Source organism: Bradyrhizobium sp. S3.7.6 (genome assembly GCF_054061875.1).
Map to the genome: position 1 here is coordinate 1,374,645 of NZ_JBSSEQ010000001.1, position 19,531 is coordinate 1,394,175.

The 19,531-nt window shown below is 64.6% G+C and carries 20 protein-coding genes; 8 read left to right on the forward strand and 12 right to left on the reverse strand.

Annotated features, from left to right (window positions below):
* Nucleotides 1–29: 29 nt before the first annotated feature.
* From cyoD to cyoA, 4 genes are read right to left on the reverse strand one after another with little or no spacing between them, the layout of a single operon-like run.
* On the reverse strand, nucleotides 30–410 hold the full coding sequence (gene cyoD, locus ACVJ5M_RS06515) for a cytochrome o ubiquinol oxidase subunit IV (protein ID WP_354100011.1): 381 nt from the start codon (nucleotides 408–410) through the stop codon (nucleotides 30–32).
* Nucleotides 407–1,036, reverse strand: coding sequence for a cytochrome o ubiquinol oxidase subunit III (gene cyoC / locus ACVJ5M_RS06520; RefSeq protein ID WP_063980647.1), 630 nt, complete (start codon nucleotides 1,034–1,036; stop codon nucleotides 407–409). Before cyoC ends, cyoD begins: the two co-directional genes overlap by 4 nt.
* Entirely contained in the window at nucleotides 1,037–3,034 is a 1,998-nt protein-coding gene (gene cyoB, locus ACVJ5M_RS06525; protein WP_063980648.1) for a cytochrome o ubiquinol oxidase subunit I, read from the reverse strand.
* A gap of 25 nt (nucleotides 3,035–3,059) precedes the next feature.
* Nucleotides 3,060–4,220 carry a ubiquinol oxidase subunit II gene (cyoA, locus tag ACVJ5M_RS06530; RefSeq protein WP_063980649.1) on the reverse strand — a complete coding sequence of 387 codons (1,161 nt, stop codon included), beginning with the start codon at nucleotides 4,218–4,220 and terminating at the stop codon, nucleotides 3,060–3,062.
* A gap of 182 nt (nucleotides 4,221–4,402) precedes the next feature.
* On the opposite strand from cyoA, the gene ACVJ5M_RS06535 reads away from it, so the two are divergent.
* Nucleotides 4,403–5,731, forward strand: coding sequence for an MFS transporter (locus tag ACVJ5M_RS06535; protein WP_063980650.1), 1,329 nt, complete (start codon nucleotides 4,403–4,405; stop codon nucleotides 5,729–5,731).
* Nucleotides 5,732–5,803: 72 nt separating this feature from the next.
* Complete coding sequence (locus ACVJ5M_RS06540) at nucleotides 5,804–6,214, forward strand: c-type cytochrome (protein WP_354100012.1); 411 nt, start codon at nucleotides 5,804–5,806, stop codon at nucleotides 6,212–6,214.
* Nucleotides 6,215–6,394: 180 nt separating this feature from the next.
* On the opposite strand, the gene ACVJ5M_RS06545 is transcribed toward ACVJ5M_RS06540, so the two are convergent.
* Entirely contained in the window at nucleotides 6,395–7,885 is a 1,491-nt protein-coding gene (locus ACVJ5M_RS06545; RefSeq protein WP_063980651.1) for a M48 family metalloprotease, read from the reverse strand.
* Nucleotides 7,886–7,919: 34 nt separating this feature from the next.
* Nucleotides 7,920–8,690 (reverse strand): thermonuclease family protein, encoded by a 771-nt coding sequence (locus ACVJ5M_RS06550; protein WP_084794943.1) that lies wholly within the window; start codon nucleotides 8,688–8,690, stop codon nucleotides 7,920–7,922.
* Between the two features lie 414 nt (nucleotides 8,691–9,104).
* Here ACVJ5M_RS06550 and ACVJ5M_RS06555 point away from each other — a divergent pair, with 414 nt between their 5' ends.
* From ACVJ5M_RS06555 to ACVJ5M_RS06565, 3 genes are all read left to right on the forward strand, one after another.
* Nucleotides 9,105–10,313 carry an ABC transporter substrate-binding protein gene (locus ACVJ5M_RS06555; RefSeq protein WP_456679267.1) on the forward strand — a complete coding sequence of 403 codons (1,209 nt, stop codon included), beginning with the start codon at nucleotides 9,105–9,107 and terminating at the stop codon, nucleotides 10,311–10,313.
* Between the two features lie 136 nt (nucleotides 10,314–10,449).
* Entirely contained in the window at nucleotides 10,450–11,238 is a 789-nt protein-coding gene (locus ACVJ5M_RS06560) for an enoyl-CoA hydratase (protein ID WP_063980653.1), read from the forward strand.
* A gap of 2 nt (nucleotides 11,239–11,240) precedes the next feature.
* Nucleotides 11,241–11,993: a hypothetical protein gene (locus ACVJ5M_RS06565; protein WP_063986030.1), complete on the forward strand. Its 753-nt coding sequence runs from the start codon at nucleotides 11,241–11,243 to the stop codon at nucleotides 11,991–11,993.
* A 201-nt stretch (nucleotides 11,994–12,194) separates the two neighbouring features.
* Here ACVJ5M_RS06565 and ACVJ5M_RS06570 read toward each other — a convergent pair whose 3' ends face one another.
* The 3 genes from ACVJ5M_RS06570 to ACVJ5M_RS06580 are packed head-to-tail and all read right to left on the reverse strand — an operon-like array spanning nucleotide 12,195 to nucleotide 15,289.
* Nucleotides 12,195–13,007: an enoyl-CoA hydratase/isomerase family protein gene (locus tag ACVJ5M_RS06570; protein WP_063980654.1), complete on the reverse strand. Its 813-nt coding sequence runs from the start codon at nucleotides 13,005–13,007 to the stop codon at nucleotides 12,195–12,197.
* A 41-nt stretch (nucleotides 13,008–13,048) separates the two neighbouring features.
* Nucleotides 13,049–14,209: an acyl-CoA dehydrogenase family protein gene (locus ACVJ5M_RS06575; RefSeq protein WP_008133127.1), complete on the reverse strand. Its 1,161-nt coding sequence runs from the start codon at nucleotides 14,207–14,209 to the stop codon at nucleotides 13,049–13,051.
* An 18-nt stretch (nucleotides 14,210–14,227) separates the two neighbouring features.
* Nucleotides 14,228–15,289, reverse strand: coding sequence for an acyl-CoA dehydrogenase family protein (locus tag ACVJ5M_RS06580; RefSeq protein WP_063980655.1), 1,062 nt, complete (start codon nucleotides 15,287–15,289; stop codon nucleotides 14,228–14,230).
* Between the two features lie 260 nt (nucleotides 15,290–15,549).
* On the opposite strand from ACVJ5M_RS06580, the gene ACVJ5M_RS06585 reads away from it, so the two are divergent.
* A complete protein-coding gene (locus tag ACVJ5M_RS06585; RefSeq protein WP_063980656.1) occupies nucleotides 15,550–16,335 on the forward strand; it encodes an SDR family NAD(P)-dependent oxidoreductase in 786 nt (261 codons plus the stop codon).
* A gap of 126 nt (nucleotides 16,336–16,461) precedes the next feature.
* Here the strand turns inward: ACVJ5M_RS06585 and ACVJ5M_RS06590 are convergent, their stop codons facing one another.
* Together ACVJ5M_RS06590 and ACVJ5M_RS06595 are read right to left on the reverse strand one after the other, a co-directional pair.
* Nucleotides 16,462–16,734, reverse strand: a complete 273-nt coding sequence (locus ACVJ5M_RS06590; protein WP_080586664.1) for a GlsB/YeaQ/YmgE family stress response membrane protein — start codon at nucleotides 16,732–16,734, stop codon at nucleotides 16,462–16,464.
* A 42-nt stretch (nucleotides 16,735–16,776) separates the two neighbouring features.
* Nucleotides 16,777–17,379: a YidB family protein gene (locus ACVJ5M_RS06595; protein ID WP_063980657.1), complete on the reverse strand. Its 603-nt coding sequence runs from the start codon at nucleotides 17,377–17,379 to the stop codon at nucleotides 16,777–16,779.
* Between the two features lie 167 nt (nucleotides 17,380–17,546).
* Here ACVJ5M_RS06595 and ACVJ5M_RS06600 point away from each other — a divergent pair, with 167 nt between their 5' ends.
* Nucleotides 17,547–18,554, forward strand: a complete 1,008-nt coding sequence (locus ACVJ5M_RS06600; protein WP_063980658.1) for a 2-dehydropantoate 2-reductase — start codon at nucleotides 17,547–17,549, stop codon at nucleotides 18,552–18,554.
* Between the two features lie 29 nt (nucleotides 18,555–18,583).
* A complete protein-coding gene (locus ACVJ5M_RS06605) occupies nucleotides 18,584–18,799 on the forward strand; it encodes a hypothetical protein (RefSeq protein WP_063980659.1) in 216 nt (71 codons plus the stop codon).
* 76 nt (nucleotides 18,800–18,875) lie between these two features.
* Here ACVJ5M_RS06605 and ACVJ5M_RS06610 read toward each other — a convergent pair whose 3' ends face one another.
* Nucleotides 18,876–19,511: a hypothetical protein gene (locus ACVJ5M_RS06610; protein WP_063980660.1), complete on the reverse strand. Its 636-nt coding sequence runs from the start codon at nucleotides 19,509–19,511 to the stop codon at nucleotides 18,876–18,878.
* Nucleotides 19,512–19,531 lie beyond the last annotated feature (20 nt).

Here is a 19,531-nt window from a genome sequence, read left to right on the forward strand (position 1 = left end):
TCCAAGCCTTGCTCACTTCGAAGTCTCGCTCACTTCACTCCCGTCATCTGGTGCATCGGCATCATGTTGCTGTTGAGATGGTTCATCACCCACAGCGAGCCGGACAGCGCGATCACCACCATGACGATGGTGAAGATCAGCGCCATCATGCTCCAGCCGTTCTCGGACTTGGTGCTCATGTGCAGGAAGTAGATCATGTGCACGACGATCTGCACGACCGCGAAGGCCATGATGACCAGCGCGGTGATCTGCTTGCTCGGCAGCGCGCCGCTCATCACCAGCCAGAACGGGATCGCGGTGAGCACGACCGAGAGCACGAAGCCGAGCATATAGGTCGAGAACGTGCCGTGGGCGTGGTCGTCGCCGTGGTGATGGCCGTCCGCGTGGGCGGCGTGGGTATCGGTGTTCATCGCAGAACTCCCAGGAGATAGACGAAGGTGAAGACGCCGATCCAGACCACGTCCAGGAAGTGCCAGAACATCGACAGGCACATCAGGCGGCGGCGGTTGGCTTCGATCAGGCCGAACTTCCAGACCTGCACCATCAGGGTCACCAGCCAGATCAGGCCGCAGGAGACGTGCAGGCCGTGGGTGCCGACCAGCGTGAAGAAGGAGGACAGGAAGGCGCTGCGCTGCGGGGTCGCCCCTTCATGGATCATGTGGGCGAACTCGGAGAGCTCGATGCCGATGAAGGCGAGGCCGAACAGGCCGGTGATCGCCAGCCACATCTGGGTCTGGGCGATCTTGTTCTGCTGCATCGTCAGCATGGCAAAGCCATATGTGATCGACGACAGCAGCAGCATCGAGGTGTTCACCGCGACCAGCGGCAGCTCGAACAGGTCCTTCGGGGCGGGGCCGGCGGCGTAGTTGGCGCCGAGCACGCCGAAGGTGGCGAACAGCATCGCAAAGATGAGGCAGTCGCTCATCAGGTAGATCCAGAAGCCGAGCGGGGTGCTGTAGCCTTCCGGATGCGGGTGTTCGTCGGCGAGGTAGAACATCGGCTCGCCGGTCTGGGCGGGATTGACAGCGACAGTCATTTACTTGGCTCCGGCGAGCAGTTTGGTACGCGCGTCCTCGGTCCGGATGACGTCGTCAGCCGGAATGTCGAAGTCGCGGTGATAGTTGAAGGTGTGACCGATCCCGACGGCGAGCATCGCGATGAAGCTCACGGCCGCCAGCCACCAGATGTACCAGATCAGGCCGAATCCCATCGCGGTGGCGAGGCCGGCGAGGATGACACCGGTGCCGGTGCTGGAGGGCATGTGGATCGGCTTGAACCCGGTGAGCGGACGCTGGTAGCCGCGCTTCTTCATGTCCCACCACGCGTCATTGTCGTGAACGACGGGGGTGAAGGCGAAGTTGTAGTCCGGCGGGGGCGAGGAGGTCGCCCATTCCAGCGTGCGTGCATCCCAGGGATCGCCGGTGACGTCCTTGAGCTGCTCGCGCTTGAGGAAGGAGACCGCGAACTGCATCAGCATCGAGAGGATGCCAAGGAAGACGAGGCCGGCGCCGATCGCGGCGATGACGAACCAGATCTGCAAGGACGGATCGTCGAACACGCGCAGGCGGCGGGTCACGCCCATCAGGCCGAGCACATAGAGCGGCATGAAGGCCATGTAGAAGCCGGTGACCCAGAACCAGAACGACAGCTTGCCCCAGAACGGATCGAGCTTGAAGCCGAACGCCTTCGGGAACCAGTAGTTGATGCCGGCGAACGCGCCGAACACCACGCCGCCGATGATCACGTTGTGAAAGTGCGCGATCAGGAACAGGCTGTTGTGCAGGACGAAGTCGGCCGGTGGCACTGCGAGCAGCACGCCGGTCATGCCGCCGAGCACGAAGGTCAGCATGAAGGCGATCGTCCACAGCATCGGCAGCTCGAAGCGGATGCGGCCGCGATACATCGTGAACAACCAGTTGAACATCTTCGCGCCCGTCGGGATCGAGATGATCATCGTGGTGATGCCGAAGAACGAGTTGACGCTGGCGCCCGAGCCCATCGTGAAGAAGTGGTGCAGCCAGACCAGGTACGACAGGATGGTGATGACCACCGTGGCGTAAACCATCGAGGTGTAGCCGAACAGCCGCTTGCCGGAGAAGGTCGAGGTCACTTCCGAGAAGATGCCGAAGGCGGGGAGAACCAGAATGTAGACCTCGGGATGACCCCAGATCCAGATCAGGTTCACGTACATCATCGGGCTGCCGCCGAAATCGTTCGTGAAGAAGTTGGTGCCGACGTAGCGGTCAAGCGAGAGCAGCGCGAGCACGACGGTCAGGACGGGGAAGGAGGCGACGATCAGGATGTTGGTGCAGAGCGCGGTCCAGGTGAACACCGGCATCTTCATCATGGTCATGCCGGGACAGCGCAGCTTGACGATGGTGCAGATCAGGTTGATGCCGGATAAGGTCGTGCCGACGCCCGCGACCTGCAGCGCCCAGATATAATAGTCGACGCCGACGTCAGGACTGTAGCCGATGTTCGACAGCGGCGGATAGGCCAGCCAGCCGGTGCGGGCGAATTCGCCGATGAACAGCGAAGCCATCACCAGCACTGCGCCGCCGACCGTCATCCAGAAGCTGAAATTGTTCAGGAACGGGAACGACACGTCGCGCGCGCCGATCTGCAGCGGCACCACGTAGTTCATTAGGCCGGTGACCAGCGGCATCGCCACGAAGAAGATCATGATCACGCCATGGGCAGTGAAGACCTGGTCATAGTGATGGGCGGGGAGGAAGCCTTCGGAGCCGCCGAACGCGAGTGCTTGTTGTGCGCGCATCATCAGCGCGTCTGCGAAGCCGCGCAGCAGCATCACGATGCCGAGGATCATGTACATGATGCCGATGCGCTTGTGGTCCACGGTGGTGAACCACTCGCGCCACAGATAGCCCCAGAGGCGGAAATAGGTGATGCCGGCGAACAGTGCGCCGCCGCCGAGCGCGACCATCACGAAGGTGCCGACCAGGATCGGCTCGTGCAGCGGCAGCGAATCGAGGCCGAGACGGCCGAAGATGAGCTTGAGAAGATCAGGAGACATGCGAGCTCTCTTTAGGAGTCTGACTTCAGGAGTCTGACTTGGGACGTTGTCCGAGGAAGAAGGACGAGGACTTCAGCGGCGTGAAGATCGGCCGCTTCAGGCCGGCACCGAGCAGCGGCGCGGTGTCGGCGGGTGCCGTGATGGAGGCGGTGGTCCTGCCCTGGGGCGCATCCGGCGTGCAGGTGCCGGCGACGAAGGTCGGCTCGGGTCCGAGCGCGGTGCCGCGGCGTGCGTACTTGTCGTAGGCCAGCGGCAGGGTGTTGTTCAGGCCCTCATGGCCGAGACCGCCCTTGGCGTCGATCGCCATCATCTCGCTCTGGCACATCTTGCCGGTCTCGACGCACATGTTGAGGATCAGGCGGTAGAGGTCGGAATCGACGGTGCCCCAGCGGCGCACCGGCTCGTTCTCGCTCGGCTTTTCGAGCTGGAGATATTCGGCGCGGCCGAGCGAGCCGCCGGCCGATTTGGCCTGCGCGATCCAGGCGTCAAAGCCCTTGTCGTCGAGGCCCTGGAAGTTGAAGTGCATGCCAGAGAAGCCGGCGCCGCTGTAGTTCGCCGAAAAACCCTTGTATGTACCGGCGTGGTTGATCACGGCGTGGAGCGACGTCTCCATGCCCGGCATCGCGTAGATCTGACCGGCGAGTGCGGGGATGTAGAACGAGTTCATCACCGAGGAGGCGGTGATGTGGAAGTTGATCGGGCGGTCGACCGGCGCGGCGAGCTCGTTGACGGTGGCGATGCCGTAATCGGGGTAGATAAAGAGCCACTTCCAGTCGAGCGCGACGACATCGACGACGAGCGGAGCCTTGGACTGGTCCACGGCGCGTTCCGCATGGATGCGGCCGATGTTGCGATAGGGGTCGAGCAGATGCGTGCCCATCCAGGTCAGCGCGCCCAGGCAGATGATGATCAGCAGCGGCGCCGACCAGATCACCAGCTCGAGCTTGGTCGAGTGGTCCCAATCCGGCTCGTAGCGGGCCGAGGTGTTGGACTGGCGGTAGCGCCAGGCGAACAGCACCGTCAGCGCCATCACGGGGACGACGATCAGGAGCATCAGGACGGTGGAGATGATGACGAGGTCGCGCTGTTGGGCGGCGATGTCGCCGGCCGGCGACAGCACGACGTAGTTGCAGCCGCTGAGCGCAGCTGCCAGGGGTAGCAGCGCCAGGATCTTGAGACGGGACACGGGCCGAGCCTTATGAGAATGAGTTTCCTTTGCGGGCCCAAGGGGTAGCTGCGGCGCAGCAATCCGGACATTGGACAATTTGTCCAATGTTGCAGTGCGGAATGTTGGGTCAGACAAGGGCAGATTGCCTGGCGCCCCGCCGGGCGGTCGGCTTTGGTTTTCAGGACGTTAAGGGCGCACGAATGGCGACGGCACAGACCCCCGCAATGGCAGACCTCCACTCGGGCGAGCACGGCCACGACCAGGCCAGTCCCGGCGAGATCGCCATCGGCGTCATCATCGGCCGCACCTCGGAATTCTTCGACTTCTTCGTCTACGCGATCGCCTCGGTGATCGTGTTTCCGCGCCTGGTGTTCCCGTTCACCAGCGAGCTGACCGGCACCCTCTATTCCTTCATGATCTTCGCGCTGGCCTTCGTGGCCCGGCCGATCGGAACCGTCATTTTCATGACGGTCGATCGCGAGTACGGCAAAACCGCCAAGCTGGTCTCGGCGCTGTTTCTGCTCGGCACCGCCACAGTCGCGCTCGCGTTCCTGCCCGGCTATCACGACATCGGCAGCGCCGCGATCTGGCTGCTGGCGCTGGCGCGTATCGCGCAGGGTCTGGCCTGGGGCGGCGCCTGGGACGGCATGGCTTCGCTGCTGGCGCTGAACGCGCCGCCCTCCAAGCGCGGCTGGTACGCGATGGTGCCGCAGCTCGGCGCCCCGCTCGGCCTGATCGTGGCGAGCGCGCTGTTCGCCTATTTCGCCGGTAACCTCTCGGCCGACGACTTCTTCGACTGGGGCTGGCGCTATCCGTTCTTCGTCGCCTTCGCCATCAACGTCGTGGCGCTGTTCGCGCGCCTGCGCATGGTGACGACGGAAGAATATGCTTCGTTGTTCGAGACCCGCGAATTGCAGCCCGCGCGTATCTCCGAGACCGTCGCGCGCGAAGGCCAGAACATCATGCTCGGTGCATTCGCGCCGCTCGCAAGCTTCGCGCTGTTCCACATGGTCACGGTGTTTCCGCTGTCCTGGGTGTTCCTGTTCACCCGCGAAAGCCCGGTGCGCTTCCTGATCATCGAGATCGTCGCCGCCGTGTTCGGCGTCGCGGCCATCGTGGCCTCCGGCATCATCGCCGACCGCGTCGGCCGCAAATCGCTGCTGATGGGATCGGCAATCGCGATCGCCATCTACAGCGGTTTTGCTCCGCAGCTGCTCGATGCCGGCGCGTTCGGTGAGACCATCTACATGGTGATCGGTTTCATCCTGCTGGGTCTCTCCTTCGGCCAGTCCTCGGGCGCGATCGCCTCGAACTTCCGGCAGGCGTACCGCTACACGGCTTCCGCGCTGACCTCGGATATGGCCTGGCTGTTCGGGGCGGGCTTCGCGCCGTTGGTGGCGCTTCTGCTCGCCACCAATCTCGGCGTCATCGCGTCGGGTGCGTATCTGCTGTCAGGCGCGTTCTGGACGCTGCTCGCACTCTGGCTCAGCGGCCAGCGCGAGGCGGGCGACATGGACGCGGGCGGTTAAGCCGCGTCCAGCGGACGGGAATAAAACTCGGGCTGGACGATCCTGTTTGCGGCGACGCAAGCAGGAGATCCCATGAACGTCCGGTCCAATCCCGTCCACCCGCAAAGTTTTGCAAGCCTCCTCACCGTAAGCCTGGTCCTCACCATCGTCGCGGTCGTTTTCTCGACCGGGCTTGCCCACGCCACCGGCAACGTCGCGCGCGGCCAAACGCTCTACAAGGGCTGCGCAGATTGTCACTCCATCAATGAGAACGCTGTCGGCCCGATGCACAAGGGCGTGGTCGGTCGCAAGGCGGGCAGCGTGCCCGGCTATGACTATTCGGCCGATCTGAAGAACTCAGGGATCGTCTGGACCAAGGACAATCTCGACAAATGGCTGGCCGGACCGCAGGCCATGGTGCCGGAAACCAAGATGTTCTTCGACGTCCCGGACGCGCGGGATCGTGCTGACATCATCGCGTTTCTGAAGGAAAAGGCGCGGTAGGTCGGCAGAGCAGGTCTCGTAGGGTGGGCAAAGCGAAGCGTGCCCACCATCTGTCGCTATCATTACGGATCGTGGGCACGGCGCTACGCGCCTTTGCCCACCCTACGGCACTGTCTTTGTGGCCCGAGATCCCGGGTTCGCGCTAAGCGCGCCGCGGGATTGACGCGCGCTTAGCGCGCGTCAATCCGCCACGACCTTCACGCGATCCCGCACCTTCACCTGCGCGTTGCGATCGAGCCCGTTGAGCACGCGGAAGCGTTCGGCGGGATGATCGACGCCGGCCATGCGGTGGGAGAGCGATTCCACGGTGTCGCCGGGCTGCACGGTGATGACCTTGATGCGCAGGGGGCGCGCGGCCTGGATTTCGTCGAGCGTCAGGCGGCGGAATGAATTGACGGTCTCCCGCGCGTTGCGCTCGCTCTCGGTCGATTTCTGCCGTGTCGCGAAGATGAAGCGATAGACGTCGCTGCCGAAGCGCAACGCATAGACCTTGAACTGCCACTGATCGCCCTTGGCGGTGGCGGACGCAGCCGGAAAACCGTTGATGGTGATGTCTTCGGTGGAGGCCTTCTCGACGCCCTCCATCCAGCCGGAATTCAGGTAATCGCCGAGTGACTGCTCGGCCGGCACCCGCACGACGTCGAAGCGCATCGCCTGAGAGCCGCCGTCGCGCACGCCGATCACCGCCTGCGCGGTGTTGTCGAGCGTGAAATTGTCCGGCGCCTGGAAGGTGAAGCCGAGTTTCGGGTGCAGGAAACGCCGGCCGCGGACAAAACCTTCGCTGGGATCTTCGCCATAGACGAGGTTGTCGATCGCGGCGAGATAGGTCTCGCGGTCGCGCTCGGCGCCCTCGGGCGCCGCATATTGCCGTGCGATGGTCTGCGCATTCTGCACGCGCTCGGGGGTGGCCGGATGCGACGAGGTGAAATCCTGCGCGCGCGGATCGAGCGAGGTCTTGCCGACCTTGAGCTCGGCATTGCGCTCCATCGCCGACAGGAAGCGCGCGGCGCCATAGGGATCGAAATGTGCCTTGGCGGAAAGGCCGACGCCGATGCCGTCGGCCTCGAACTCCTGGTTGCGCGAAAAGCTCGCCATGGTGAGCTTGGTCTTGGCCAGTGCAAGCGCGGTGAGATCGGGATCGTTGCTCATGTCGGTGACGACGCGGGTGACGATCGCAGCCTGGCGCGCCTGGTCCTCGCGCATCGCGGCGTGCTTGGACAGCACATGCGCCATCTCGTGGCTGAGCACGGAGGACAATTCCGAAGTGTCGCTGGCGAGCGCGAGCAGGCCGCGGGTGACATAGAGCTGGCCGTTCGGCAGCGCGAACGCGTTCACCGCGCCGGAATTGAGGATGGTGACCTTATAGCCCTGGTCGGGGCGGTCGGACGCCGCGACGAGCCGGTCGACGGTCTTGCTGACCAGCGATTCGAGCCTGGGGTCGTCATAGGTGCCGCCATAGCTCGCCAGGATGCGCTCGTGCTCCTTTTCGGTGGCGGGGGTCTGCGCGACGGCCGGTTTCGGCTTGGGCATCGCCACGGTCGGCGGGGCCGCCGCGGTCTGGAACCGGTTCATGTCGCCGCAACCGGCAAGGGCTGCGCCCAGCACGAGGCACAGCGCCGCCGGCGCAGCCCGCAGGCGGCGGCGTTCACTCGATACGTGCCGTTCTAGCACCCCATCCACGTCGCTTAACCCGTGCCTGGCCCTTTTAGGGCCTTACCCCTGTCGGCTCGTTTGCACCCAGCAACTCGACCTGCCCCGCAAGGCGCACATCGATGCGCGGCCCTGAATTCCCCTCGACCCAGCCCCGGACGCGAATCCGTCTATTTTCCAGGGACTTAAGAGTGATCCCGGCGTTTTCGAGCGCGGGTTGCGTACGCTTTGAAATAGTGACGGCAAAGCCGCGTGTCCAGTTTCGTCCGAAGTTGAGGTAGGTCATTGCCCCAGCTTGCCGGACCGACAGGACTTTGCCCTCGACCACCATAAAGCGCCCGATCCCCGCCAAAATATCGTCCGGACTTTCCGCGTTTTTTATGGCCGACGGGTCAGCCCAGTTGCCCTTTTTTTGGCGCCGTGCCTCGGTCTCCGCCGCCATCAGGGCCGCCGCGCAGTCCTTGTCCGCGATCTCGGCGGAGACGAGGGCGTCGCCCTGGGCGAGCAGCGTCGCCTGGATGGGGGCCTCGCTTTCGCCGACGAAGATGAGTGCGCCCTGACGGCCGTAGCGGTCGGGCGTGTCGTCGGTGCCGCGCAGCGTGACGTCGCGTCCGGTGAGCAGCGACGTCAGCGCCTGCTTCGTCGTTGCGGTTGGCTCGATCCCGGCGAGGCGCACCTCGCGGCCGTCGTCGAGACGCACGCCACGCGCATCGACGATTGCGGCGACGCGGCCGTCGCCTTGGGACTCGAACTGACACGGTGCGGCGAACGCGGTGTGACCGGCGACGAGAGGAAGTGCGAGGATGAGATGAAGCAGTCGCGTCACGGTGCCCGGAAAGGTTGCGTTGTGTTCTAGTTCTAACGCAAACGTGGCGAACCGCGAAGGCTATCGTAGGGTGGGCAAAGCGAAGCGTGCCCACGTCTTTGATTTGTCGCGCGGGCTCGTGGGCACGGCGCGAAGAGCGCGCCTTTGCCCACCCTACGGCAGTTCGCGTGACGCGTCGCCATTGCCTCACACTCGATCAGCGAATTAATGAACTTGCACAGCAATGACGGTGGAAACATTTCGCCGCAACATGCCATTCCGCTTTGCGGAAAACATGTGCGGCAATCATGCGCCCGCAACGCCCTCGCGCTTGCTGCGCACTTGCGCATGCGGCATGATTGCGGCAACAGCTTCAACCAAGAGCAATAACCAAGCCGCCATCAGAGTACGGCGCGATAAGGGAGGTCTTTTTCTATGAAGCATATTTTGTCGGGCATTTTTGCCGCAGCGTTTGCGCTGAGTGCGAGCGCCGCCGCGCAGGCCCAGGACAAGCCGCCGCTGAAGATCGGCGGCATCCTCGACATGTCGAGCCTCTATGCCGACATCACCGGCCCCGGCAGCGAGACCGCGGCCAAGATGGCCGTCGAAGATTTTGGCGGCGAGGTGCTGGGACGCAAGATCCAGGTGCTGGCGGCCGACCATCTCAACAAGGCTGACCTGTCCGCCAACATCGCCCGCGACATGCTCGACAACCAGGGCGTCGAGATGATCTACGACGTCGCGGCCTCGGCCACTGCACTCGCCGCCGGCGAGATCGCGAAAGCGCGCAACAAGATCATCATGTTCAACGGCCCGGGCTCGATCCGTCTCACCAACGAGGCCTGCGGTCCCTACACCATCCACTACGTGTTCGACACTTACGGCCAGGCCAACGTGACCGGTCTTGCCGCCGTGAAGTCCGGCCTCGACAGCTGGTTCTTCCTCACCGCCGACTACGCCTTCGGCCAGGACCTGGAGAAGGACACCAGCGCCGTCGTCACCAAGACCGGCGGCAAGGTGCTCGGAGCCGTGCGCCATCCGCTCAACACCTCGGATTTTTCGTCGTTCCTGCTCCAGGCGCAAGCGTCCAAGGCCAAGGTGATTGGCCTTGCCAACGCCGGCGGCGATACCGTCAACGCCATCAAGCAGGCGGCCGAGTTCGGCATCACCAAGGGCGGCCAGAAGGTCTCGCCGCTGCTCGCCTTCGTCTCCGACATCGATTCGATCGGGCTGGAGACCGCGCAGGGCCTGCTGCTCGCCGAAGCCTTCTACTGGGACCTCAACGACGACACGCGCGCGTTCTCGAAGCGATTCATGGAGCGCACCAAGCGCGTACCGACCTCGGCGCAGGCCGGCGTCTATTCGTCGGTCACGCATTACCTGAAGGCTGTGAAGGCGGCGGGCACGACCGACTCGGCCGCGGTCATCAAGGTGATGAAAGAGACACCGATCAACGACTTCTTCGCCAAGAACGGCAAGATCCGCGAGGACGGCCGCATGATCCACGACATGTACCTGTTCGACGTCAAGAAGCCGTCGGAGTCCAAGGGCCGCTGGGACGACTACAAGCTGCTCGCCACCGTGTCCGGCAACGAGGCGTTCCAGTCGCTGGAGCAGTCGCGCTGCCCCCTGGTGAAGAAATAGAGATCGTCATTGCGAGCGAAGCGAAGCAATCCAGAGATGTTTCCGCAGAGACGGTCTGGATTGCTTCGTCGCTTCGCTCCTCGCAATGACGGGTGTGGCTGAGGCCCGAGCAAAACAACAACAAGGGAGACGTCCCATGAACGACATGGTCCTGCAAAAGCTCGAAGGCGGGCTGCTCACCATCACGATGAATCGCCCGGAGCGGAAGAACGCGCTCAACCCCGACATGGTCGCGGGGCTGGTCGAGGCCGCGCGGCGCGCGGCCGACGATCCCGAGGTGCGCGCGGTGCTGTTCAAAGGCGCAGGCGGCTCGTTCTGCGTCGGCGGGGACGTCAAGTCGATGGCGGCAGGCCGTGCGCCGCTGCCGTTCGAAGTGAAAATGGCGAACCTGCGCCGCGGCATGGAAGTGTCGCGCATCCTGCACCAGATGCCAAAGCCCGTGGTGGCGCAGCTCGACGGCGCGGCAGCCGGCGCCGGCCTTTCGATGGCACTGTCCTGCGACCTGCGCATCGCGAGCGAATCCTGCAAGATCACGACCGCCTTCGCCAAGGTCGGCTTCTCAGGCGATTATGGCGGCACCTATTTCCTGACGCAGCTGCTCGGCAGCGCGCGGGCGCGCGAGCTTTATCTGATGTCGCCGGTGCTCTCGGCGAAGGAGGCGTATGCGATCGGCATGGTGACGAAAGTCGTTCCCGACGCCGAGATCGATGCCGCCGCACACGAGCTCGCGCTGTCGCTGGCGCAGGGGCCATCGATCGCGCTCGGCTTCATCAAGCGCAACATCAACAACGCCGAGCATCTGGCGCTGGAAGATTGCTTCGACGGCGAGGCGATCCATCACACCCGTTGCAGCGACACCGAGGATCACAAGGAAGCCGCGAAGGCCTTTGTCGAGAAGCGCAAGCCGACCTTCAAGGGCGCATGACGATGGCGCCCTATATGCGGCTCCGGCAGATCTGCCTCGTCGCGCCGCAGCTCGTGCCTGTGGTCTCCGACATCGCCGGGATCATGGGCCTCGACGTCTGCTACCGCGATGGCAATGTCGCCAAATACGGCCTGGAGAACGCGCTGCTCCCGGTCGACACGATCCTGCTGGAGGTGGTCGCGCCGTTCAAGGGCGGCACCACCGCCGGCCGCTTCATCGAGAAGACCGGCGGCCGCGGCGGCTATATGGCGATCTTCTGCTGCAACGATCCGGACGAACGCGGCCGCAACGCCAATGCGATGGGCGTGCGCACCGCCAACGTGATCGACCACGCGCCCTATCACGGCGTGCAGCTCCACCCCCGCGACTGCCGCGCCGCCTTCATCGAATTCAACCATACCAAAGGCAGCGACGATATTCTGGGGCCGTACCCGCCCGCAGGGCCGGACTGGCAAAAGTTCATCCGCAAGGATGTGACGCAGGCGCTGACGGGCGTGGAGATGCAGAGCCCGGATCCTCAGGGGCTCGCGGAACATTGGGGGAAGATCATCGGGGTCGTACCGAGTGGCGGCGCCGAATTGAAACTGCCCAATGCCACCTTCCATTTCGTGAAGGGCGCCAGCGAGATCATGAGCGCGCTGGAGTTTCAGGTGGCGGATGCCGCAAGCGTGCTGCATGCCGCGAAGGCGAAGGGGCTCGCGATTGCGGGGAACGAGTTTTTGCTCGGCGGGGTGACGTTCCGGCTTGCGGCTTGAGCGGTTGCCTCACACACCGCTGTCGTCCCGGACAAGCGAAGCGCAGATCCGGGACCCATAACCACAGGGAGTGGTTATGATGCGGGATGATAACTCCGCGTCTCCGCCAAACCCCTTCCTGTGGTTATGGGTCCCTGCTTTCGCAGGGACGACAGGGAGATTATGGTGACGCTGGTGTGATACGGCGAGACGTCGCCGCAATCACCTTCCCTTAAAATTCGCCGCGCGGCGCTCTTCCGTCGCCTTGACGCCCTCCTTGAAGTCTTCCGTCGCACGCAGCCGCGTCTGCTCGGCGAGCTCGTGGTTGGTCGCGGCCATCACGCGGTCGGCGAGGTTGGCGCGCATCGTGGCGCGGGTGGAGAGGAGGCCGAGCGGCGAGCATTCGGCGATCTCGGCGGCGAGCTTCATCGCGCCGGCCTTCACCTGGTCCTGCGGCACCAGCTCGTTGGCGAGGCCCCACTTCACTGCCTCCTCGCCGGTGACGCGGCGGCTGGTGTAGAACATCAGCTCAGCGTTGTTCTTGCCGATCAGCTCGGGCAGCGTCACGGTCAGGCCGAAGCCGGGATGGAAACCGAGCTTCGTGAAATTGGCGGAGAAGCGCGCTTCCGGGCAGGTGACGCGGAAGTCGGCCGACACTGCGAGACCGAGCCCGCCGCCGATGGCTGCGCCCTGCACGGCCGCGACGATCGGCTTCTTGGCGCGGAAGATACGCACGGCCTGGATGTAGAGATGGTTGATCGGGCCGAGGTTGTCGGCCGGGTCGCCCTTCTTCTCGGCCTCGCGCGCTTCCTGCGCCTGGCGCGCCGGATCGCCGAAATTGGCGCCGGCACAGAATGCCTTGCCTTGTGCCGACAGCACGGATGCGCGGATCTCGATGTCGCGATCGAACTCGTCGAGTGCATCCGCGATCTGGTTGATCAGCGAGATATCGAAGAAGTTCAGCGGCGGGCGGCGGATCTCGATGGTGCCGACGTGGCCAACTTTTTCGACGCCGATATCTTTATAGGTGCTCATGACGATCCTCGATTGAATTAGCGCAAACCAAGTCCGCGCGACTAGCGCAGGCCAAGTCCGCGCGCGATGATGCCGCGCAGCACCTCGGTGGTGCCGCCCTGGATGGTGAGTTTCGGTGCGGTCTTGATGGCGAAGTCGAGTTGCCGCTCCAGCGTCTCGCGGTTGGTCGCGGTCTCCTCGACGAAGGCGGCGAGATCGCGCACGCGGTGCGGAAGCTGCTGCTCCCAGACCGTGCCGATGTCCTTGACGATGGAGGCTTCCACCACCGGCTCCTTGCCGGCCTGCAGCATGCCCGCAACCGAGACCGACATGCGCCGCATGGTGTGGAGCTGCGCCACGAGACGGCCGATGCCTTCGGCGCTGCGGGTATCCGGGTTGGGGCCGACCGCGCGCACCAGCTCGGTCAACACATAATAGGTCTCGAGGAAACGCTCAGGGCCCGAACGCTCATAGGCGAGCTCGCTCGTCGCCTGCTTCCAGGCGCCGTCGACTTCGCCGAGCACGTGATCATCGGGCACGAAGAAATCGGTGAAGACGACCTCGTTGAACTCGTACTGGCCGGTGATCTGGCCGATCGGGTTCACCTGGATGCCCGGCTGCTTCATCTTGACCAGAAACTGCGTCAGGCCGTGACGGCGGTTTTCCTTGGTCGGCTGCGAGGTCCGGAAGATCGCGATCATGTAGTCGGCGATGTGCGCCGACGAGGTCCAGATCTTTGTGCCGTTGATGAGGTAGCCGCCGTCGGTCTTGGTCGCGCGCGTCTTGGCCGCGAACAGGTCGGAGCCGGAGTTCGGCTCGCTCATGCCGATGGCAAAGCAGATCTCGCCGCGGCAGATGCGCGGCAGGATATCCATCTTGATATGCTCGGGCGCGTATTTGATCAGCACCGGCCCGCTCTGGCGGTCGGCGACGAAGAAACGCCGCGTCGGCGCGTTGGCGACGCGCATTTCCTCGGTCACCACGTAGCGCTCGAGGAAGGAGCGCTCCTGGCCGCCATATTTTTTCGGCCAGGTCATGCCGAGCCAGCCCTTGGCGCCGACCCGGCGGGAGAATTCCGGCGCGTCGGTGTCTTCGCGGTTGGGCTTGTGCGGATCGAAGGTGCCGGCCGCGATTTCCTCGGCGAGGAAGGCGCGCACTTCCTTGCGCAATTGCTCGCACTTCTCGGGCAGGCGGATCGGATCGAAACGGAGGGCAGCGGTCATTGTTGTCTCGTCCTCTGATCAGCGCGAAGCCACGAGCGGCCACAATTCGTCGGCGCCGCGGTTTGCCACCAGCTTGCCGAGCTCGACGGCCCAATGGCTCTCCGAACCGAAATCATCGCGCCAGGCCAGAGCCCGCAGCGAAAAGCGGTGCAGGATGTGCTCGCTGGTGAAGCCGATGGCGCCGTGCACCTGATGCGCGATGGCGCCGCCTTTTTCCGCGGCTTCCGCGCAGCGGATCTTTGCCGAGGCAGCCTCGAGATAGACCTCGTCGTCGAATGACTTTGCGTTCGCGATGGCGTCGGCCGCCGACGTCGCGGCCGCAAGCGCCGCGGCGGATTCGCCGGCGAGACGGGCGAGGTTGTGCTGCACGGCCTGAAACTTCGAGATCTTCTTCTCGAACGCGACGCGCTCGTTGGAATAGCGCACGGAGATGTCGAGCATCGCTTCCAGCGCGCCCGCGATCTGAAGGCTGCGCGCGACGCCGCCCATCAGCATGAGCGTGGTCTGGTCAAAGCCCTTCGCGGGCTTGACGGTGACGGGCTGGACCTTGTCGAGCGTCACGGTATCGCTGTGGTCGTAGCCGACGTTGAGTCCGGATTCGATCCGGCCCTTGCTCGCTTCGACCAAGGCAATCGAGATACCATCCTTGCCGTGCGCCAGCACCGCAAAGTGCTTCGCCGCCTTGGCAAAGGGCACGCCGCGGGCGCGGCCGGAGAGCGCGCCGTCGGCATCGAGGGTAATGCGATCCTTCGGCGAGGCCGGCAGCACCGTCATCTCACCTTCCGGTGAGGCGATTTTCGCCTGCGCAAGCAGCCAGCCCGCCAGCATGGTCTCGGCCAGAGGAACCGCGACTGCGAAGCGGCCGGCGGCGTTCAGCAGCGCAAAACCGTCGGCAAGGCTGGCGCCGGAGCCGCCGAGATCGTCAGGCACCCAGGACAATGGCAAGCCGGCTTCGCTCAGCGCCTGCCACAGCGGCGCCTGCCACGAACCCTTCTTGTCGTTGTTGATGGTCTGCGGATCGGCGAGATCGGCGAAGATTTTCTCCGCGGTCTCGACGACGATATTGTCACTCTCCGCCACAGCGTTCCCCGTGTTTTGCCATTGGCGCGTTCCGTCCGGTCGGCGCGGCGCGCGGTCTCTTCTTGCGCCCGATGATCCGAAAAAGCCATGGCCCTGACAAGCGTTGACCGCAGGCCCATCTGCGGCTCCGGCATGGGCGCAAGAGCTGCTATGGACTAATTCCGCTTAGCGGAGTTTGGTCGATTTGCAGGGCGCGGCAAACTCGCTAAACAGGGCCAGCTGCTTAAGGCTTGTATTCAATCAAGGGGAAGGAAATCCGGATGGCAAAAGATGGCTTGTGCGCAATCGTGACGGGGTCCGCATCCGGACTTGGTGCAGCGACTGCGGAAATTCTCGCGCGGAGCGGGGCGCGGCTCGTCATCAACTATTCCTCGAGCCAGAAGGAAGCCGAGGCCACGGCCGAACTCTGCCGCAAGGCGGGGGCGGCGGAAGTGCTGGTCGCGCAGGGCGACGTTTCAAAAGATGACGATTGCCGCAAGATCGTTGCGGCAGCCAGCGGCTGGGGCCGGCTCGACGTGCTCGTCAACAATGCCGGCATCACCAAGCATGTTGCGCATGCCGATCTCGATGGATTGTCGGCTGAAGATTTCCAGCGCTTGTACGGCGTCAACACGATCGGCCCGTTCCAGATGGTGCGCGCAGCACGCAGCCTGCTCGAGGCCGGCGCGAAGGCTTCGGAACGGCCGTCCGCCGTGGTCAACGTGTCCTCGGTTGCCGGCATCAGCGGCGTCGGCTCGTCGATCGCCTATGCTGCGAGCAAGGGCGCGCTCAACACGATGACGTTGTCGCTGTCCCGTGCACTGGCGCCGCTGATCCGCGTCAACACGGTGTGCCCCGGCTATATCGACACGCCCTGGTTCACCAAGGGCCGCGGCGAGGCCGGCGCCAAGCAGGTGCGCGACAGCGTGGTGGCGAAGGTGCCGCTGAAGGTCGCTTCATCCGCCAATGACATCGCGCAGCTCGTCTGCTTCCTGGCAACGCCGGCGTCGAGCAACATGACCGGCGAGGTCGTGCGGATGGATGCGGGGATGCATCTGATAACTTAATTCGTCATTGCGAGCGAAGCGAGCAATCCAGAGAGCGTCCGCGCGGACAGTCTGGATTGCTTCGTCGCAAGGGCTCCTCGCGATGATGGAGTGCGAGGGCGGCGTCGTGCCCGACGTCCGGCACCACTACCCTTTTATCACGCCGCTCGCGACCAGCCGGTGCCAGATGAACAGCACCACCACCGCGCCGATCGTGGCCATGATGAAGCCGGCGCCCTGGTCTGGGCTGTAGTGCCCGATCGCCTGTCCGATGAAGGTCGCAAGAAACGCACCGGCGATGCCGAGGATGGTGGTGAGGATAAAGCCGCTCGGGTTGTTCGGTCCCGGCGCCAGCCAGCGCGCGATGAGGCCGGCGATGAAGCCGACGACGATGATCCACAACAGGCCGCCCATGCTCATGTCAGTGCTCCCCTTCCCGAGAATGCGTAGATCAAAGTTCGATTAAAGTCTGCCCGAGAGCTCGTTCTCGGTCGGCAGCCGTCCGTCCGGCGTCAGGTGGTCGATCACCTGTGGCAGATACTGGCTGAGGCCGGAGAGCAGCTCGTCGCGCGACAGGCCGCTCTGGGCGGACAGGCTTTGGATCTGGTCGGCGCCGAGGGCGCTGGCGAGATCGCCGGGCGCGATCGCCTTGTTCTCGCCCTTGCCGACCCAGGTGCTCGCGGTCTCGCCGTGGCCACCCTGCTGGAGCTGGTTGAGGAGATCGCCGAGGCCGCCGCTGAGCACGCTGCCGGCCGCGCCGCCCGCGAGCAGGCCGCCGAGGCCACCCTTGAGCAGATCGCTGAGGCCGCCGCTACCACCGGGGCCGCCGGGAACAGCGCTGCTGCCCGTATTGACAGGCGTCGGAGGCGGCAGCGGCGAGCGCTGCTGCGGCGCCGGCGCCGCGTCGGGCTGGCCAGCCGTCAGATGCTTGAAGGCCTTCCAGGCGATCAGGCCGAGCAGCGCCATGGTCATTGGCGACATGCCGCCGGAGGATTGCTCAGAGCTGGGCGTGCTCGGGCCGCGGGGGCCGTTCTGCATGCCGTTGAGGACGTCGAGTAGACCCATGGTGCTCTCCTTTGGCGTTCTCGTCGGCGAGTTCTCGCCGGTGACAGCCCCCGGGGCAAAAACATATGAGGCTCTCATGACGGTTACAAGGCGAATGCACCGCAACCAATGGGCAGCCGGCGTTGCCTCTGCTATCGAGGGCAGGTCATTCAAGGGAGCAAGGTCAGGTGGTTGCGGATCGACCGATCGTGGTGGCCGGCGCGGGCGCCATCGGCTGTTTCGTCGGAGGCCAGCTGGCGGCCGGAGGGCGCCGCGTCGCGCTGCTGGTGCGGCCGCGGGTCAAAACCGAGATCGAGCGGTTCGGCCTGCGGCTGACCGATTTCGACGGCTCCGAGCAGAAGCTCGGCGCGGGCCAGCTGGCGCTGTCGGAGGATCCCGCGATCTTTCACAACGCCGGCATCGTGCTGGTCACGGTGAAGAGCGCCGACACCGCCGATGTCGCGGACCAGATTGCCCGGCACGCGCCGCAGGACGCCGTCATCGTCTCCCTGCAGAACGGCGTCGGCAATGTCGCGGTTCTGCGCGAGCGGCTCGGCGGCCGGCACGTGCTCGCCGGCATGGTGCCGTTCAACGTGATCGCGATGGGCGAGGGACGCTTCCACCGCTCGACGTCCGGCGACATCCATGTCGGCGCGGATGAGGCGAATACGGCCGTAGCGCTGTCGGTGCCCGGCCTCGCCATGCGCGCAAGCCGCGACATCACCGGCGTGCAATGGGGCAAGCTGATCATCAATTTGAACAATGCGCTCAGTGCGCTGTCCGACATGCCGCTCGCCGCGCAACTGGCGAACCGCGACTGGCGAAGACTGTTCGCCGACCAGATGGCCGAAGGCGTGACTGCGATGAAGGCCGCCGGCATCACGCCGGTCTCGGCGACGCCGATCCCGCTGAGGTGGACGCCGACCCTGCTGAGGCTGCCTGATGTGATCTTCAATGCGATCCTGGGGCGCACGATGAAGATCGATCCCGAGGCGCGCTCCTCGATGTGGCAGGACCTGAAGCAGGGCCGCAAGACCGAGATCGACTATCTCCAGGGCGCAGTCATCGCGCTCGCCGAGCAGAACAACGTCGACGTGCCGCTGATGCGCCGTATTGTTGCGCTGATCAAGCAGGCCGAGACGGCAGGCAATGGTCCGCCGCGGCTGACGCCGCAGCAGATCCGCGGAGCGGCCTGAGTGCGAGCCGGGCGGCGGGAGGAGCAACGATGAGGCGTTGTTTGATGATTGGGCTCGCGCTGGCCGCGCTCTGCGGCACGTCGACGCTGGCCTACGCAAGGCCGCCAACGGTCGTGAGCTCGCCCGGCTATGACAGGCGGTTGCAAGAGAGCAGGTCGCAGTTGGGCAATTCGCCAACGACAACAGAGCCCACGCGTGCGCCGGTGGTCAAACCGAAGCGCGGCAAGAAGAAGCAGCCGAACTGACGCCACACGCTCGCTGTCGTCCCGGATCAGCGCTCCGCTTGTCCGGGACGACAGCGGAGTTTGCCGCGCGATGAGCTTACCCCTTCTTCGCCGGCTTGCTTGGCGCGGGGGTGAACAGCTTCTTCAGATCGCTCAAGCTTTCCGATAGCCGCGGCCATTCGCAGGAGAACGAGCCCTTGGTGCAGGGCGCGCCCTTCGGTCGCGGGCTGACGGACTGCTGCACCTTCGGCCGCTCGACCGGGACAGGCACGCGCGCGACCGGGACGGACACGCGCTCGACCTCGGTTCGCAGTGCGACCTGCTGTTGCCGCGCTTGTTCCTGCTGCTCGCGCTGCTGACGCGCGGCGGCTTGGGCGGCTTCATTGCTGCGGCGCTGATTGGCGAGGTAGGAGGTGTAGGATTCGTCGATCCTCTTCTGCTCCTCCGGTGTCGGATTGGGACCTGCGATGTCGAAGGTGCGGTCCTGGAGGAAATCGTAATAGGAATAGCCGCCGCCTGGCTTGCGGCGGCCCGCGAACTTGGCGTTGCAATCGGCAAGCGCAGCCGTCTTCTCGGTCTTGTTCGCGGCCTTCTCGGCGGCGTCGGCGCATTCCTCGAAATCGACCGGCGCGCGCTTCCACCATTGGGCGTGGGCATGCAACGGCGTCAGCAGAAGAAATCCTGCTGCGGCAACGACTAGCGCCGCACGACGCGATGCAACTACGTCCGACATTCTACGAGAGCATTCCTTGC

Coding starts and splice junctions, on each gene's coding strand:
- ACVJ5M_RS06570 (WP_063980654.1), bottom strand. CDS start 13,007: ATGAGCACCTATAAAGATATCGGCGTCGAAAAAGTTGGCCACGTCGGC.
- ACVJ5M_RS06555 (WP_456679267.1), top strand. CDS start 9,105: ATGAAGCATATTTTGTCGGGCATTTTTGCCGCAGCGTTTGCGCTGAGT.
- ACVJ5M_RS06585 (WP_063980656.1), top strand. CDS start 15,550: ATGGCAAAAGATGGCTTGTGCGCAATCGTGACGGGGTCCGCATCCGGA.
- cyoB (WP_063980648.1), bottom strand. CDS start 3,034: ATGTCTCCTGATCTTCTCAAGCTCATCTTCGGCCGTCTCGGCCTCGAT.
- ACVJ5M_RS06535 (WP_063980650.1), top strand. CDS start 4,403: ATGGCGACGGCACAGACCCCCGCAATGGCAGACCTCCACTCGGGCGAG.
- ACVJ5M_RS06565 (WP_063986030.1), top strand. CDS start 11,241: ATGGCGCCCTATATGCGGCTCCGGCAGATCTGCCTCGTCGCGCCGCAG.
- ACVJ5M_RS06575 (WP_008133127.1), bottom strand. CDS start 14,209: ATGACCGCTGCCCTCCGTTTCGATCCGATCCGCCTGCCCGAGAAGTGC.
- ACVJ5M_RS06610 (WP_063980660.1), bottom strand. CDS start 19,511: ATGTCGGACGTAGTTGCATCGCGTCGTGCGGCGCTAGTCGTTGCCGCA.
- ACVJ5M_RS06590 (WP_080586664.1), bottom strand. CDS start 16,734: ATGAGCATGGGCGGCCTGTTGTGGATCATCGTCGTCGGCTTCATCGCC.
- cyoD (WP_354100011.1), bottom strand. CDS start 410: ATGAACACCGATACCCACGCCGCCCACGCGGACGGCCATCACCACGGC.
- ACVJ5M_RS06560 (WP_063980653.1), top strand. CDS start 10,450: ATGAACGACATGGTCCTGCAAAAGCTCGAAGGCGGGCTGCTCACCATC.
- ACVJ5M_RS06540 (WP_354100012.1), top strand. CDS start 5,804: ATGAACGTCCGGTCCAATCCCGTCCACCCGCAAAGTTTTGCAAGCCTC.
- ACVJ5M_RS06595 (WP_063980657.1), bottom strand. CDS start 17,379: ATGGGTCTACTCGACGTCCTCAACGGCATGCAGAACGGCCCCCGCGGC.
- cyoC (WP_063980647.1), bottom strand. CDS start 1,036: ATGACTGTCGCTGTCAATCCCGCCCAGACCGGCGAGCCGATGTTCTAC.
- ACVJ5M_RS06605 (WP_063980659.1), top strand. CDS start 18,584: ATGAGGCGTTGTTTGATGATTGGGCTCGCGCTGGCCGCGCTCTGCGGC.